Genomic DNA, 15,886 nt, shown 5'->3' on the forward strand with positions numbered 1-15,886 from the left:
GGCGCTGTAAAAATTACGTACATCCATGATTTTTACCGTGCATATTTTGCAAAAAATACGCGATACATTTCTGCGAAAAAATATTTCAGTTTCATGAAGTTTCCCTCTGAAAACGCGTAAATTTTTCAACTAACTTTATTGTTAAATCTTCTATCTAAATAGTGAACTTTGCGGTGATCTGACTATCTTTGTAAGGGTGCAAACTTGCCGCTTACTGGATAAATGAAATGCAAATATTAGTAACGGGAGGAGCTGGTTACATCGGCTCACATACTTGTGTAGAACTGATTAATGCAGGGTATCAGGTCGTCGTTGTCGATAACCTTTGCAATAGCAAAGTGTCGGTGCTCGATCGCGTCGCAACGATCACCGGTACCGCGATAGATTTCATCGAAGCAGACCTGCGTGACTACTCTGCGATGGATGAAATATTTTCCGCGTATGAATTTGATGCCGTCGTGCATTTCGCCGGACTGAAAGCAGTCGGTGAATCGGTGGCGGAGCCGCTGCGCTATTACGACAATAATGTGGAAGGCAGTCTGGTGTTGTTCCAGGTGATGGCCAGGCATGATGTGAAGAGTCTGGTCTTCAGTTCTTCCGCCACGGTCTACGGTGACCCGGCCACTGTGCCTATTGTCGAAGATTTTCCATTGGCGGCCACCAATCCTTATGGTCGCAGCAAGCTGATGATAGAAGAGATGCTGCGCGATGTGGCGACTTCTGATCCGTCATGGCGCATCGCTTTGTTGCGCTACTTCAATCCCGCCGGTGCGCATGAGAGCGGCCTGATCGGCGAAGACCCGAATGATGTACCGAATAACCTGTTTCCGTATGTGGCGCAGGTTGCGTCGGGGCGGCGCGAGTTGCTCTCGGTCTACGGTTCCGATTATCCGACTTCGGATGGTACCGGCGTGCGTGACTACATCCATGTAGTTGATCTCGCACTTGGCCATGTGAAGACGCTGGCACGCTTATTGAGTGCGGAAATGAATGCCGATGCAGGCGTGCTGGCCTACAACCTGGGTACCGGTTGCGGCAGCAGCGTATTGCAAATGATCAGTGCATTTGAAAAAGCGAGCGGGCGCAAGATTCCGTATCGCATCGTTGCACGCCGTCCCGGCGATATCGCCGTGTGTTACGCCGATGCTTCACTGGCGCAACGCGAACTCGGCTGGCGCGCGATCCGCAGCATAGAGCAAATGTGCGCTGATTCCTGGCGCTGGCAGGCGATGTCGGAAGAAAAGCTGGCCTATGCCTGAAGTCACATCCACATTGAGTTAACACTGAAGAATCCGAGGGAACCATGAAAGCAATGATACTTGCCGCAGGCAAAGGAACACGCGTCCAGCCCCTGACTTATGAATTGCCGAAGCCAATGATACCGATACTGGGTAAGCCGGTGATGGAGTACCTGGTCGAGCATCTGGTGAAGTACGGTATCCAGGAGATTATGGTCAACGTCAGTTACCTGCACCAAAAGATAGAAGACTATTTTGGTGAAGGGCAGCGTTTTGGTGCACAGATAGGTTATTCCTTCGAAGGCTATATGACCGACGAAGGTGAAGTCATGCCCAAGCCCATAGGTTCCGCCGGCGGTCTGAAGAAGATACAGGAGTTCGGTGGTTTCTTTGATGAAACAACATTGGTCATATGCGGTGATGCGCTGATCGACCTCGATATCAAATCAGCCTTGTTTGAACACAAGCGCAAAGGCGCGATGGTCAGCATCATTACCAAGGAAGTGCCGCTGGATAAGGCATCTGATTACGGCATGGTGGTGACCGATGAGGAAGGACGTGTTTTGTCCTTCCAGGAAAAACCGAAACCGGAAGAGGCGCTGTCGAACCTGGCCAGCACTGGTATTTATATTTTCGAGCCGGAAGTGCTGGACCTGATTCCATCCGATACCGAGTTTGATATCGGTTCACAGCTGTTCCCTTTGCTGGTGGAGAAGGGCGTGCCTTTCTTTGCTCAAAAGCGTTTCTTCAACTGGATCGATATCGGCAACGTCAAAGACTACTGGCAGGTTTCGCAAAATGTGCTGAAGGGCGAGCTCGCGCATATGACCATGCCCGGTACACAGATCGCCGATGGTGTGTGGGTCGGCCTGAACACACGCATAGACTGGGAAGGAACGACGATAGAAGGACCGGTGTATATAGGTTCCGGTTCGACGGTGGAAGCGGGCAGCACCATCATAGGCCCGACCTGGATAGGGCATGGCAGCCAGATCTGCAGCGGTTCGGAAGTCACACGCAGCGTACTGTTCGAATACACGCGCGTCTCGCCGAACTCCCATATGTCGGAGCTTGTCGTGTGCAAGGATTACTGTGTCAGTCGCATCGGCCAGATGCAGCACGTCTCGGATTGTGTCGAAGATTACTGGCGTGATGCGCGTGATCGTCGCGGCAAAACGCGCACACCTGAAGCGGAAGCTGCGGGCTTGCCACCGCAGGAAGTCAAGCCGCGCAAGCTGGCGAATGTGGCCTGACGCGAGCTTGCATGAAAATTTATCCCGTTATTTTGTCCGGTGGTTCAGGCAGCCGTTTATGGCCCTTGTCGCGTGCCGCCTTGCCCAAGCAATTACTGCCGCTGGTATCCGAGCGCACGATGTTGCAGGACACCGTGTTGCGTGTCGCTAACTGGAAAGGCGTGGAGCCGCCGCTGGTCGTCTGTGGTGATGATCATCGCTTCCTGGTCGCCGAGCAATTACGCCAGATCGGCATCACACCGACCGCCATCCTGCTGGAAGCGCAGGGGCGCAATACGGCACCTGCCGTGGCGGCGGCAGCGAATTACCTGAGCGCGCTGGAGCCGGATGCAGTGATGCTGGTGCTGCCAGCGGATCATATGATTGCGGATGAAGATGCCTTCCATGTCGCGGTGATGCTGGCTGCCGATGCGATAGGTACGACTGCGCTGGCCACTTTCGGCATCGTGCCGACTGCGGCTGAAACCGGTTACGGCTATATCCGTCGCGGTGCGGCATTAGATGCATCGGAAACCTGTTTCGCGGTGGAACGCTTTGTGGAAAAACCCGATCTGGCCACCGCAGAGAAATTCCTCGCCGATAAAAATTATTCGTGGAATAGCGGCATGTTCATGTTCCGCGCTACCGCTTACCTGTCAGAACTGCAGCGCCTGCAACCAGAGATGGCGCAGTGCTGTGCATTGGCAGTACATGATGCGTATAGCGATTTGTCATTCTGCCGCCTTGATGAAACCGCCTATGCGGCATGCCCGGCCGAGTCTATCGATTTTGCGGTGATGGAGCACACTGCGCATGCGCTGGTGATCCCGGTTGATATAGGCTGGAGCGACGTCGGCTCGTGGTCGGCGCTGGCAGAAATCAAGCCTGGCGACAAGGACGGCAACATTCTGCACGGTGATGTGTACACGGATGGCGTGACCGATACGCTGATCCGTTCCGGCAGCCGCTTCGTCGCCGCGATAGGCGTCGATAAGCTGATCGTGGTGGAAACCAAGGATGCGGTACTGATAGTCGCAAAGGACCAGGTGCAACGCGTCAAACAGGTGGTCGAACATCTGCAGCTGGAACAACGCAGCGAACATCTGAACCATACACGCGTGTATCGCCCGTGGGGTTGCTACGAAGGGATAGATGCAGGTGAGCGCTTCCAGGTCAAACGCATCACCGTTGATCCGGGTGAAAAACTTTCACTGCAGATGCACCACCATCGCGCCGAACACTGGGTAGTCGTGACGGGTACTGCCCGTATCACTTGCGGCGAGACAGTCAGGCTGCTGACTGAAAACGAATCCATCTACATCCCGATAGGTACGACACACAGGCTGGAGAATCCGGGCAAGATGCCGCTCCATCTGATCGAAGTGCAATCGGGGGCTTACCTGGGAGAAGATGACATCGTGCGTTTCGACGATGTGTATCAACGCGCCTGATGAACCTGTCTGACCATCCGAATTTGCAAGAGCATCCTTTCATACAAAACGCGACGCGTCCGCTGATCGTACGACTGACGGAAAAGCGCAGCGAAGGTCGCGTCATCCGCAGCGCGAGCTTTGGCAACCAGCAAGTCTGGTGGGATCTGGCCGGACCCGAACACAGTTTGCCCGCGCCGCTGGTGGCACACGATATGGCGGCGACCGCCTTGATTTTTGTCGCGATGCATCGCGGCCAGGATTTATATATCGATGGCCCGGTGACGTATTCCCTGTTGAAAAACATGGAGGACCTGATCGCGTGCTGGGTCGCCTGGCGACCGGATCTGTACCGAGCTATACGCGTAGGTGCGGCACAGGAGTTGCCGGATAGCGCGATCCCGGCTCCGTATGCGACGCGCGCAGTGGCGGCGTTCTCCGGCGGCCTGGATGCATCATTTACTGCATGGCGTCACGTTACCGGACGCGCCGGGCGACGCAGCTATCCCTTGCATGCAGGCGTGCTGATACAGGGCTTCGATATCGCGCTGGATGCAAAGGCTGCTTTCGATACCACCATCGCTTCTGCGGCTGATACCCTGCATTCGATCAGTGTGCCGATGGTGACGCTGAAGACCAACTGGCGCACCGTCGCCTGCGTGAACTGGGAAATGGAATTCGGTAATGGTGTTGCCACCTGTTTGCGCAACTGGCAGGGCAGTGCGAATGCGGGCCTGGTTGGTTCCGATGAAGACTACGCCCGGCTGGTTCTGCCCTGGGGTGGCAATCCGATTACCTATGCGATGCTATCCAGTCGCGATTTCCAGATTGTGTATGACGGTGGTGAATTCGCCCGTACTGAAAAAGCCGAAGGCATACTCGACTGGCCGGTAGGTTTGCGCAATCTGCGCGTGTGCTGGGAAGGCCCGACTACCGGGCGCAATTGTGGTCGCTGCGAGAAATGCATGCGTACCAAACTCAACTTCATGGCGGTCGGTGCGGTCTTGCCAGAGTCGCTGGCGGGTCGTCCGACGGATGCGCAGATCCTGCGTTTGCGCGCGGGGAATCATGCGCAACTGGTCTTGCTGGAAGAGATCGTGCTGATTGCGGAGCAGCGCCAGATCACCGAATCATGGTTGCGCATGCTGAAGTGGGCGATCAAGAAGAACCGTTTCCTGAATACCTTCTCCATCTTTGGCCGGATCAGGCGCTTGCTGGGTTCCGTTAAACGCAGGCTGGTGGCCAGATGAAAAATATGCGACGGGTGGTGCCGTGGGCCATCGTCGATAGCCTGGGAGTAGGGCTGCTCGGTTTCCTCACGCTGGCCATCATGACGCGGGTGCTGACGCCCACTGACTTCGGTAGTGTCGCCTTCGCGCAATCCATCGTCCTGCTGACACAACTGGTGATAGGCCTCGGTATCAATGAAGCGCTGATCCAGCGGCGGCCCATCGACATGCTGCATCTGGACAGTGCGTTCTGGATGGCGGTCGCGCTTGGCTTGTCCGGCTTCCTGTTTTGCGTCGGCATCGGTCTTTACTTCATTTTCTATTTGCAGGAGAGTCTGGTCGGTACCATCCTGCTGGCCGAAGGGACGGCCTGTCTGTTCACCGGCCTGAACCTGTTGCCGTCTGCGATGCTGGATCGCAAGCTGCGCACCAAGGCGATTGCACGACGTACGGTTGCCGGCAAGCTGAGTTACGGCATCGTCGCGATCACGCTGGCGCTGTCGCAGTTCGGCGTGTGGAGCATCGTCATCGCCGGTATCGTGCAAAACATTTTACTGACGGTGATTTTCTGGCGTGGCCAGCTACGGTGGCCGCAGCGTCGCTTTTCCTGGCCGCATGCAAAGCAATTGATTGTGTTTGGTTTCCCGGTGATGCTGGAAGGTGCGTTGTGGGCTTTCCTGACGCGCGTGTTCAGCTTGCTGATCGGTACGATACACGGCATGAGCATGCTGGGTTTTGTCAGCGTTGCGTTCAAGGCGACCGATGCCTTGTCGAATATCGTCGGTAGTGTGGCGGGACGCATAGGCTTGCCGCTGTTCTCTTCTATGCAGCAGGACAAGGAGCGCTTGCAGCGTTCCTTCCTGCAAACCACACAGGTGATGGCTTTCGTTTCCACGCCTATCTTCGTCGGTCTCGCACTGACCACTGCGCAATGGGTGCCGCTGCTACTGGGGAATAAATGGGCGGAAGCGATACCGATGATCGTGATCCTGTGCTTTGTGTGGGCGATCAGCTTCACCCGTATCTTCGTCAGTCCTTATTTGCGGGCGCTGGGTCATCCGCGTGCCTTGCTGTTACCGGCGGTGTGTGCGGGGGCCTGTACCATCGCTGCCGTGTTCCTGACGGCGCAGCAGTCTGCGATTTACATCATCGCTGCGTGGTCGTGCCGGGTGGCAGTAACGTATCCGCTGGGTTTGCACCTGTTACGCAAGTACGCAGCGATTCCTATGCGTACGCAATTGCAGCCTTTGCTGTCGCCTGTTATGTGCGTCACTTTCATGGCGGCCTGCGTCTATGCGGCGCAACGCGGCTTGCAGCATCTGTCGCTGCCTTTGCTGGCGATGCTGTTTATCTCGATGGCTGTGGGGGCGCTGAGCTATGCGCTCGCGGTGCTTTTGCTGCACCGTGAGCATTTGTCAGGATTATGGGCGAACTGGCGCGGCGGGGAATTGAAGCAAAGCCCTTAGTTCGGCTCTGCCGGATGGCGATGCAAGTTCTCGTTGCCGGACAGGTAGATCGCTATGCGCTCTATCCAGCCTTCGGTCGGCGCCGGTTTGAGGGTGAGTATCGGGAACAGGGCGATAGCGCCTATGATGAGCAGCTTGCGATCAAAGACGATGGTCGTCCATCCGCGGCAATACCAGATGAAACCCAGGCTGATGACAGCGCCCAGCAGCAAACCGGTAATGACTTCAGAAACCGAGTGCACGCCCAGCGCCAGGCGCGAGATACCGATCATGAGGCCGAACAGCAGGCCTGCGATTACTCCCAACGTCAGCTTGCGCTTGCCCTGATCCTGCAACAACACATACAGGAATGCAGGTGCAACCGACATCGCCCGCATCGCATGACCGCTGAAGCCTTTGAAATCAATCGCGGCGATACCTATGCCCCAGCCGACATAAGCGATCTTGGTTGCCGCAACCAGGAAGATGCCGAAGCCGAATAGCAAACACCAGCACAGCGCCGGACGCCAGGCGCGTGCTGCTGCCAGCCACACTGCAAGCAGTGCGGCCAGCGGCATCGTGAAGTTGGTATCGGCGAGTTTGGTAAAGGCGAGCCAGGCTGTCATCTATGGGTTATCTCTAATCGATTAAAGGGAATCTTCACGCAGGCTTTTTGCGATAAGCAATCAGCAGCATGACGATGCCCAGCACGATCAGCGGTACCGATAACATCTGTCCGGCAGAGATGGTGATATTGGCGAAGTGCACTTCGTAATCCGGCATACGGAAGTATTCGGTGAAGAAGCGCGCCGAACCGTACAGCAAACAGAACATGCCGCCGACTGCCATGCGTGGACGTTCCTTGCGTGCGAACAGCCAGAGCAGGATAAACATCAGCAAGCCATCGACCAGTGCCTGGTACAAAGGCGAAGGGTGACGCGGCAGGTTATCGACGTTAGGCCAGATCATGGCCCAAGGCAGCGAGGCGTCGGCGATGCGGCCCGGCAGTTCGGCATTGATGAAGTTGCCGAGGCGACCAAAGGCATAACCGAGCGGCACCATAGGTGCGATGAAATCCCACACGTCCAGCACGTTGCGACGTTGACGGTTGGCCCACACGCTCATCGCGAGCAAGACACCGAGGAAGCCACCGTGGAAGGACATGCCGCCTTTCCATACCTTGAAGATTTCGAGCGGATTGGAGAAGTAGTAGCTCGGATCGTAGAACAGGACTTCACCAAGGCGACCACCGATGATGACGCCGAGCACACCGTAGAACAGCATGTCGTCTATGTCTTCCTTCTTCCAGCCGGCACGTGCGATATGTGGCTGCTTGATGCGTACCCGCGCCAGCCAGATGAATTGTGCGAATGCTGCCAGGTACATAAGGCCGTACCAGCGGATGGCGAGGGGACCGATTTCGAGTGCAATCGGGTCGGGCATAGGGTGTATCCACATATTTCTATTTCTTTCTCAGTAATTCCAGAAAAGCGTTTAATACCGGCGAGGTGTTATCCCGTCGCCATGCCATACCGGTTTCGACCAGTGGCGTTTTATCTGCCAGTGCCTTGTAGTCGACGCCGGGGCGTTTTAAGTTTGATACGGATTGTGGCACAAGCGCGATGCCCATGCCCGCAGATACCAGTCCTATGATGGTTTGCATCTGTATCGCTTCCTGTCCGATATGCGGTGTCAGGCCGGCGTCGCGATAACAGGCGAGGATCGCATCATGGAAGGCCGGAGCGATCCGGCGCGGGAAGATAATCAGCGGCAGTTCAGCGACTGCCTGCAAGGCTACCGTCTGCTTGCCACGCACCGCGTTCAATCCCTTAGGTACAGCCAGGATCAAAGGTTCAGATAAAACCGGCAAATAATCCAGTTGCAGCCTGGCTTTGTCCGGTAGCGGCGGGATCAGCAGGCCGACGTCTATGCGTCCCTGCGTCAGTTCGTCGAGCTGCACGTCGGTGGTGGCTTCACGCAAATCAATCTCGACTTGCGGGTAGGCTTCACGGAATTCGCGCAGGAAGTGCGGCAGCACGCTGTAGTCAGCTGTCGACACAAAGGCCAGCGAGAGTCGCCCCGAAGCACCGGACGCCGCGCGCCGCATCAGATCCGGCAGCGCAGCGGTTTGCTGCAGGATGCGTTGCGCTTCCGGCAACAGGGCTATGCCCGCCGGAGTCAATGCCACGCTACGGCTGGTGCGACGGAACAGCTGTACGCCGAGCAAGGCTTCCAGCGCCTGGATCGATTGCGACAGCGGCGGCTGCGTCATGTGCAGGCGCTGGGCGGCGCGGCCGAAGTGCATCTCCTCGGCGACCGTGACGAAGTGGCGTAACTGCCGGAGTTCTATATTCATGGCCTTAATTTACCTCATATCAATATATTTTGCATATTGATCATGATGGAATCATATATTTGACACATGGCACGGCGCAAGGCAATCTAGGCGTCTTTTCAAGGATTTGCCCTGTTACCGGGCAGGCAAGCGTCGCAGCCTCTATTAAGCAGCCTTGGTTAAGTGCGACGTACTACCGATAGCTTATTTTCTTCTGGAGTCATCATGGCATTCAATCGCCGTTCGAAAAATATTACACAAGGTATCTCCCGCAGCCCGAATCGTTCCATGTACTACGCAATGGGCTACGAAAAGGAAGATTTCGACAAACCTATGGTTGGTATCGCCAACGGTCACTCGACGATCACACCATGTAACTCCGGCCTGCAAAAGCTGGCTGACATCGCCATCAAGACCGTCAAGGACTCGGGTGGCAACCCGCAAGTATTCGGCACACCGACGATTTCCGACGGTATGTCCATGGGTACCGAAGGCATGAAGTACTCGCTGATTTCGCGCGAAGTCATCGCCGACTGTATCGAAACAGCTGTTAACGGCCAATGGATGGACGGCGTGCTGGTCATCGGTGGTTGCGACAAGAATATGCCAGGCGGCATGATCGCGATGCTGCGCACCAACGTACCAAGTATTTATGTATACGGCGGCACCATCAAACCAGGCCACTGGAAAGGTAAAGACCTGACCATCGTTTCCGCGTTTGAAGCTGTCGGTGAATTCACCGCTGGTCGCATGTCGCAAGAAGACTTCGACGGTATCGAACGCAATGCCTGCCCATCGGCTGGTTCCTGCGGCGGTATGTACACTGCCAACACCATGTCGTCGGCATTTGAAGCACTGGGCCTGGCCTTGCCATACTCGTCGACCATGGCTAACCCTGACGATGAAAAAGTCGGCTCCGCTGCAGAATCCGCACGCGTGCTGATCGAAGCCATCAAGAAAGACCTGAAGCCACGCGATATCGTGACCCGCAAGGCAATCGAAAATGCAGTTGCGGTCATCATGGCTACCGGCGGTTCGACCAATGCGGTCTTGCACTTCCTCGCGATTGCACACGCTGCTGAAGTTGAATGGACCATCGACGACTTCGAACGTATGCGCAAGAAAGTACCTGTCATCTGCGATCTGAAACCATCGGGTCAATACGTGGCTACTGATTTGCACAAGGCTGGTGGCATTCCACAAGTCATGAAAGTCTTGCTGGATGCTGGCTTGCTGCACGGTGATTGCATGACCATCACTGGTCAGACCGTAGCGGAAGCGCTGGCGAACATACCATCGGTACCGAGCGCAGAGCAAAAGGTCATCCATCCGATCAAGGATGCGCTGTACGAACAAGGCCATCTGGCTATCCTGAAAGGCAATCTGTCGCCTGAAGGTTGCGTAGCAAAAATCACCGGCCTGAAAAATCCTGTGATCACCGGTCCTGCACGCGTATTCGACGACGAGTACTCGGCGATGGATGCGATCATGGCGAAGAAAATCGTCGCTGGCGACGTACTGGTCTTGCGTTACCTCGGCCCTAAAGGCGGTCCTGGTATGCCTGAGATGCTGGCACCGACCTCGGCGCTGGTTGGTCAGGGCCTGGGCGAGTCCGTCGGCTTGATTACCGATGGTCGTTTCTCTGGCGGTACCTGGGGCATGGTGGTTGGTCACGTGTCGCCGGAAGCTTTCGTGGGTGGCCTGATTGGTCTGGTAGAAGAGGGTGATTCGGTCACCATCGATGCACACAATCTGCTGATCCAGTTGAACGTACCGGAAGAAGAAATCGCACGTCGTCGCGCGAACTGGAAGCAACCTGCGCCACGTTACACACGCGGTGTCTTGTCGAAGTTCGCTGCTCTGGCTTCGACCGCCAGCAAAGGCGCAGTCACTGGCTGATAGTTGCTTGCTGTACGCGTAAAAAAGCCGGCTGATGCCGGCTTTTTTTATGTGTGTATGGAATTGCGGTTTTTGTTTCCTTTATCCACATTTTCTGTGGATAACTCTGGGGGAAACTCATGGTCGCAATGCGCATAGCCTTGCTGCTATTGGCATCGATATAAATTGCCTATCCGCTGATGCTTTTGCGCAATAGGAAAGTCAGTCGGCAAACACGAATTTATTTTTGCCGAGCTGCTTGGCCCGGTACATCGCCGCGTCGGCACGCTGCATGAGCTCTTCATGCCCGAATCCGGGCTGATACATGGCGACGCCTATGCTGGCTGAGACCACGACTTGTTTGCCGTCGATTTCTACTGCTTCCTGAGCGGCTTTGATCATGCGTGCCAGGATTCTTTCGCATTCCTCTATCGTATGCAGTTCGTTCAGGACGACGACGAATTCGTCGCCGCCAAAGCGTGCCAGCATATCGCTCGCACGCATGCAGTTGTGCAGGCGCAGCGACATTTGTTGCAGCAGATAATCACCGGTGGCATGACCGAGGCTATCGTTGACTTCCTTGAAGCCGTCAAGGTCGATGAAGCAGACGGCGACCTGGTGCTCGCCATTCGCGGCACTTGCAATAGCTTGTTTCAGATGGCTTTCCAGCAGGCGACGATTCGGCAGGCCGGTCAAGGCATCGTACTGCGCGATGCTTTGTAATTCCTTGCGGCTGCGGATGACGCCAGCCAGGATATAAGCGAACCAGCCCATGCAAAGACTGCTGATGAGAATGATGACGGTTGCAATGAGCAGGCGTGTGCCGTTTTGCCAGTCGTCCTTTTTGCTGACTTCCAGGGTCCATTCTTCATTGCCGACCTTCACCTCGCGTGTATAGATGCGACCTTGCATGGGTTTGCGCGAAGCTGCAATCAGTTCAACTCTGGCTGTCTGCGGATTTCTGCCGCTCAGGCGATAGGCGTAGCCACGGCTTTCCATATTTTCCAGGCGCGCTTCGCTGAAGGCATCAGGAAACTTCAGGGTCACCATGGTATAGCCCCAGAAATAAGTTTTACCTTCTGCCGTTTTCAGAAACACAGGGAGCTTGCCGATGGCTCCCATAGGCCCTTGCAGTAAACGGATAGGGCCGTAGAACTCGACGATATTCTGATTCATGGCTGGTATCAGTGTGGCGCGGTCCAGCCCTGCCAGGATGTCTTGACCGTTAACGCAGGAGTTGCTGGCAGCCGGTTCGATTTGCTGCACCACGCCCTCAGGTGCCAGGGCCAGGGCATACGCGCCTTTATACATACTCAGCATGTATTTCGAAAGACGCGAGAATTCAGCGACGCGGCCTTTACCCTGATGCACCATGACCGCCAGCGCATTGGCAGCGGACAGCGCATGGTCGAATTGACGGGTAATCGCGGTGGCATAACTGGAGACCAGTTGATTCGCACGCGCCATCTCGATCTCGCGCCGGTTGGATTCGGTCTTGAAGTAAATCCAGCCACCGACCATAGCGGTCAGCAGGAATACGATGATGGGAAGTCGCCAGCCATGGCGAGTAGGGTGCGCGGGAAACATTAAAGGTAGGCGCATGATGTGGCCTCACTTTAAAATTTATTGAGCAGGCTTTGCTGTTCCTAGTAGAACCGCTCTGCCGGACAGGGTCAAGGATGTGCGAGTTTTGTTTAGAAATGTTTACTCGATGTAGGACTAGAGCTGGTGTAGGAAAAGTCTGGTCGATGAGGGCAGCGAGCGATCAGTTGGCGGCTATTTGAAGGTTTTCTTCACGCGTTCCTGGCGCGCTTTTTCCAATTGCTCGTGTGCTTTGCGCTTGTCGAGGCCGAGCATGCGTTCGATGAACTCAAACCAGATAAAGGCCAGCGCGAACAAGCCCGCGATCCACCACCATGACAGGTCTGCGAGTGGACCGACTTCAAAGTATTTCAAAACGGTCAACAGTACGATCGCGATGATGAGTATCATGAATTCTCCCTTACGCCGGAGCATATTGTGAAAAAGAGTAACGGTCAATTGCAGGCGTCAACTTGCGTGTTAGCTTGACGTTATAGCAGTATGGGTGTGCGCTATCGCGATGCGCAAAACACGGTAGAATGGCGGCGATCAATCTTGTGGAGAAAAGCATGAAACGTACTTTGTTGCTTGGTTTGGTTCTGGCTGCAGGCGTGTCGAATGTCGCGCTGGCGAATGCTGATTTGGCGAAGGCAAAGAATTGTATGGCTTGCCACTCGGTGACCAACAAGGTGGTGGGTCCTTCCTTTAAAGACATCGCAGCAAAGTATTCTGGCCAAAAAGGCGCAGAAGATAAACTTGTGCAAAAGGTATTGAAGGGCGGTAGCGGCACCTGGGGTGCTGTGCCTATGCCGGCTAATGCTCAGGTTAGTGAGGCTGAGGCCCGGACGCTGGTTTCTTGGATTATGACTTTGAAGTAATCGAGGTTGGTTGGATATGAAAAGCACGCTATATGCGTGCTTTTTTATTATTTGGTTTGTGTTTCATGTTACTTATACTTTTCTCTCTTCGTGGAGAAGTGCGTTGCCGGGCCACTCCCGGCAACGCACCTCTCTACGGAGAGAAAACCGAATTAGCAACATCAACACAAAACCAGACAAGCACATAATCGCCCCCATTAAGTGCACCCCCTCTCCATTTCGGCGCACATTCTTGCCTGCCGCACATTTGATTACAGCTGTTTGTATCCGCTTTACCACACCCAATTTACCCCTTCCCCATAGAGGGAAGCCCCTCTCGCTTTCCGATTGGCACGCTTGTTGCTGAACATAATTCAAGCTACTTGAATAAATAAGTTTTTATTGTTACTGTCATTCAAGCAACTTGAATTGTTCCCGTCGATCGTTTTCAAAGGAGATAAAAGTGAGCAAGACCAACACTGTATTAAAGGCGGCGGTTGTCTGTGCTGCTGTGGGCATGGGTTTATTGAGCATGACGGCATCGGCCAAGGATGTCGTGAAGATTGCATTTGTTGGGCCGTTGACTGGCGGTGTCTCCTCTATCGGTCTGGGCGGGCGTAATTCAGCCGACCTCGCAGTGCGCTTGCGCAATGCAGACCCGAAATCCAAGTACACCTATCAACTCGTGACGCAGGATGATGAGTGTCGTCCTAACGTCGGCGTGCAGGTTGCTACCAAAGTTGCTGCTGATAAGAGCATCATTGCTGGCGTAACCCATTTCTGTTCCGCAGTGGCGATGGGTACGGTCGCTGTTTATAATCGCTTCGGTTTGCCGGTCATCGTGTGGGGCGCAGTGCTGCCTGAGATCACATACGGCAATGACTTCAAGGAAGTCCATCGCGTCAATGGCACGATGATTAACCAGAGCGAAGTGGCGGCCAAGTTCATGATCAGCAAGGGCTATAAGAAGTGGGCGATCATTCATGACACCACCGATTACGGCAAAGGCCATAACAAGTATTTCTCCGAGTTCGTGAAGAAGAATGGCGGCTCCGTGCTGTCCACTTTTGGTGTGACTGCCGACCAGCAGGATTTCACCACCGAACTGACCAAGATCCGCGAACTGAAACCTGATGTCGTCTACTTCGGTGGCCTGACACCGCTCGGCGTCCGTATCCGCACCCAGATGGAAAAACTCGGTATCAAGGCGCAGTTTGAAGGCACCTCCGGTATCAAGTCGGATGCATATATCCAGGGTGTAGGCGAGAAAGTGGCTGAAGGCTCCCTGTCCTTCATCGAAGGCGCACCTTGGGAAAAAATCCCGGGCGGCTTGTTCTTCACCGCCAAGTACCAGTTGCAAAAATACAGCGAACCACCTGAAGCCTACGGTCCATTCGCATACGCAGCTGCCAACCTGATCATGGATGCAGTTGAAAAAGTCGGCCCGGATCGCAAGAAGGTGCGTGATGTGCTGAACCAGACCAAGGACGCCGATACCCTGATCGGTAAAGTGACGTTCGATGACCATCGCCAAAACATCGTGCCATTGGTAACCAAGTATGTGGTTGAAGATGGCAAGTGGGTGATTTGGGAAGACAGCAGCTATGCCACTGGCAAGCGCAAGTTGTCCGGGCTCTAAGCTCTAAGCAATCATAAGACAGGCATGAGAACGCAGGCCCCGCCCCTGTGCGGGGACCTGCTGCCTGAGAGAATTTGGAACGGAGCAAACGATGAGTGAAATCGGTCAATATGTGTTTAACGGACTGATGCTGGGCATGATCTATGCCATGGTGGCGGTCGGTTTTACCTTGTTTTTTGGCGTACTGGACGTCATCAAGTTTTCGCATGGCGATACCTTGATGGTCGGTGCGTTCGCAGGCCTGACGGCTTCCACTGGTGTATTGATGCTGGATATCAGTTCACCCTGGATACGTTTGCTGGCTGTCGTGATTAGTGCGGTGTGCGTGACCGGTTTGCTCGGTGCGGCGATCGCCAAATTCCTGATTCTTCCCTTGCATAAGGCACCGCCGCTGAATACTTTGCTGGCGACCCTGATGCTGGGTACGGTGATGCGTGAATCGGTGCGTCTGTTTTATCCGGACGGTTCGAATTCCAAACCTTTCCCTTCCTTGCTGCCTACCGGCTCGGTCGATATCGGTACGCTGGCGCTACGAGCGGATAACGTGATCCTGCTGATCAGCGGGCTGGCGATTATCGCCGGCGTGCACTTCCTGATTACCCGCACCCGCCTCGGTATGGCGATCCGTGCGGTGGCGCAGGACGGTGAAACCGCACGCCTGATGGGTATTAATTTTGAAGCAGTGGTCTTGCTGACGTTTGCACTGGGCTCCGGCATGGCCGCGCTGGCTGGTGTGATGAACGGCCTGTACTACAACGAGATCAACTTCAACGTGGGCTTGTTGCTCGGCGTGATCGGCTTCTCGGCTGCGATTCTGGGCGGACTGGGCAATATCTACGGTGCGATTCTCGGCGGCTTCCTGTTCGCTGCATTGCAGGTACTGGGCAGCGCCTTGTTGCCAGCCCTGATACCGAATATCCCTAGCGCATACAAAGACGTCTTCGCCTTTGCTGTCGTCATTATTTTGATGGCGTGGAAACCAACCGGGCTGATTGCCGAAAAATCAAGCGAGCGAGTCTGAT

At 54.9% G+C, this 15,886-nt stretch carries 14 protein-coding genes; 9 read left to right on the top strand and 5 right to left on the bottom strand.

The window, feature by feature from the left end; translation table 11 throughout:
- Positions 1-227: 227 nt before the first annotated feature.
- Genes galE through DBR37_RS12580 form a run of 5 tightly spaced genes read left to right on the top strand, consistent with a single transcriptional unit; the run spans position 228 to position 6,595 of the window.
- Positions 228-1,259, top strand: coding sequence for a UDP-glucose 4-epimerase GalE (galE, locus tag DBR37_RS12560; protein ID WP_124574827.1), 1,032 nt, complete (start codon positions 228-230; stop codon positions 1,257-1,259).
- A gap of 44 nt (positions 1,260-1,303) precedes the next feature.
- Entirely contained in the window at positions 1,304-2,491 is a 1,188-nt protein-coding gene (locus DBR37_RS12565) for a sugar phosphate nucleotidyltransferase (protein WP_199739111.1), read from the top strand.
- Between the two features lie 11 nt (positions 2,492-2,502).
- Entirely contained in the window at positions 2,503-3,921 is a 1,419-nt protein-coding gene (locus DBR37_RS12570) for a mannose-1-phosphate guanylyltransferase/mannose-6-phosphate isomerase (RefSeq protein ID WP_124574828.1), read from the top strand.
- Complete coding sequence (locus DBR37_RS12575; protein WP_124574829.1) at positions 3,921-5,150, top strand: hypothetical protein; 1,230 nt, start codon at positions 3,921-3,923, stop codon at positions 5,148-5,150. The genes DBR37_RS12570 and DBR37_RS12575 overlap by 1 nt, the downstream gene beginning before the upstream one ends.
- Positions 5,147-6,595, top strand: a complete 1,449-nt coding sequence (locus DBR37_RS12580) for a lipopolysaccharide biosynthesis protein (protein ID WP_233588369.1) — start codon at positions 5,147-5,149, stop codon at positions 6,593-6,595. Before DBR37_RS12575 ends, DBR37_RS12580 begins: the two co-directional genes overlap by 4 nt.
- On the opposite strand, the gene DBR37_RS12585 is transcribed toward DBR37_RS12580, so the two are convergent.
- The 3 genes from DBR37_RS12585 to DBR37_RS12595 are packed head-to-tail and all read right to left on the bottom strand — an operon-like array spanning position 6,592 to position 8,930.
- A complete protein-coding gene (locus tag DBR37_RS12585) occupies positions 6,592-7,200 on the bottom strand; it encodes a phosphatase PAP2 family protein (protein ID WP_124574830.1) in 609 nt (202 codons plus the stop codon). The genes DBR37_RS12580 and DBR37_RS12585 overlap by 4 nt on opposite strands.
- Before the next feature lie 34 nt (positions 7,201-7,234).
- A complete protein-coding gene (gene lgt / locus DBR37_RS12590; protein ID WP_124574831.1) occupies positions 7,235-8,032 on the bottom strand; it encodes a prolipoprotein diacylglyceryl transferase in 798 nt (265 codons plus the stop codon).
- 4 nt (positions 8,033-8,036) lie between these two features.
- The gene (locus DBR37_RS12595) at positions 8,037-8,930 is read right to left on the bottom strand and encodes a LysR substrate-binding domain-containing protein (RefSeq protein ID WP_124574832.1); all 894 of its coding nucleotides are present in this window, start codon (positions 8,928-8,930) and stop codon (positions 8,037-8,039) included.
- Positions 8,931-9,134: 204 nt separating this feature from the next.
- Here DBR37_RS12595 and ilvD point away from each other — a divergent pair, with 204 nt between their 5' ends.
- Complete coding sequence (ilvD, locus tag DBR37_RS12600) at positions 9,135-10,808, top strand: dihydroxy-acid dehydratase (RefSeq protein ID WP_124574833.1); 1,674 nt, start codon at positions 9,135-9,137, stop codon at positions 10,806-10,808.
- Between the two features lie 201 nt (positions 10,809-11,009).
- Here ilvD and DBR37_RS12605 read toward each other — a convergent pair whose 3' ends face one another.
- Entirely contained in the window at positions 11,010-12,389 is a 1,380-nt protein-coding gene (locus DBR37_RS12605) for a sensor domain-containing diguanylate cyclase (RefSeq protein WP_124574834.1), read from the bottom strand.
- A gap of 174 nt (positions 12,390-12,563) precedes the next feature.
- A complete protein-coding gene (locus tag DBR37_RS12610) occupies positions 12,564-12,779 on the bottom strand; it encodes a TIGR04438 family Trp-rich protein (RefSeq protein WP_124574835.1) in 216 nt (71 codons plus the stop codon).
- A 158-nt stretch (positions 12,780-12,937) separates the two neighbouring features.
- On the opposite strand from DBR37_RS12610, the gene DBR37_RS12615 reads away from it, so the two are divergent.
- The 3 genes from DBR37_RS12615 (at position 12,938) to DBR37_RS12625 (ending at position 15,885) form a co-directional block, all read left to right on the top strand.
- Entirely contained in the window at positions 12,938-13,246 is a 309-nt protein-coding gene (locus tag DBR37_RS12615) for a c-type cytochrome (RefSeq protein ID WP_124574836.1), read from the top strand.
- Between the two features lie 442 nt (positions 13,247-13,688).
- Complete coding sequence (locus DBR37_RS12620; protein ID WP_124574837.1) at positions 13,689-14,864, top strand: branched-chain amino acid ABC transporter substrate-binding protein; 1,176 nt, start codon at positions 13,689-13,691, stop codon at positions 14,862-14,864.
- Between the two features lie 91 nt (positions 14,865-14,955).
- Positions 14,956-15,885 carry a branched-chain amino acid ABC transporter permease gene (locus DBR37_RS12625; RefSeq protein WP_124574838.1) on the top strand — a complete coding sequence of 310 codons (930 nt, stop codon included), beginning with the start codon at positions 14,956-14,958 and terminating at the stop codon, positions 15,883-15,885.
- Position 15,886 lies beyond the last annotated feature (1 nt).

Source organism: Herminiimonas sp. KBW02, assembly GCF_003852535.1.
Taxonomy (GTDB): Bacteria; Pseudomonadota; Gammaproteobacteria; order Burkholderiales; family Burkholderiaceae_D; genus Oxalicibacterium.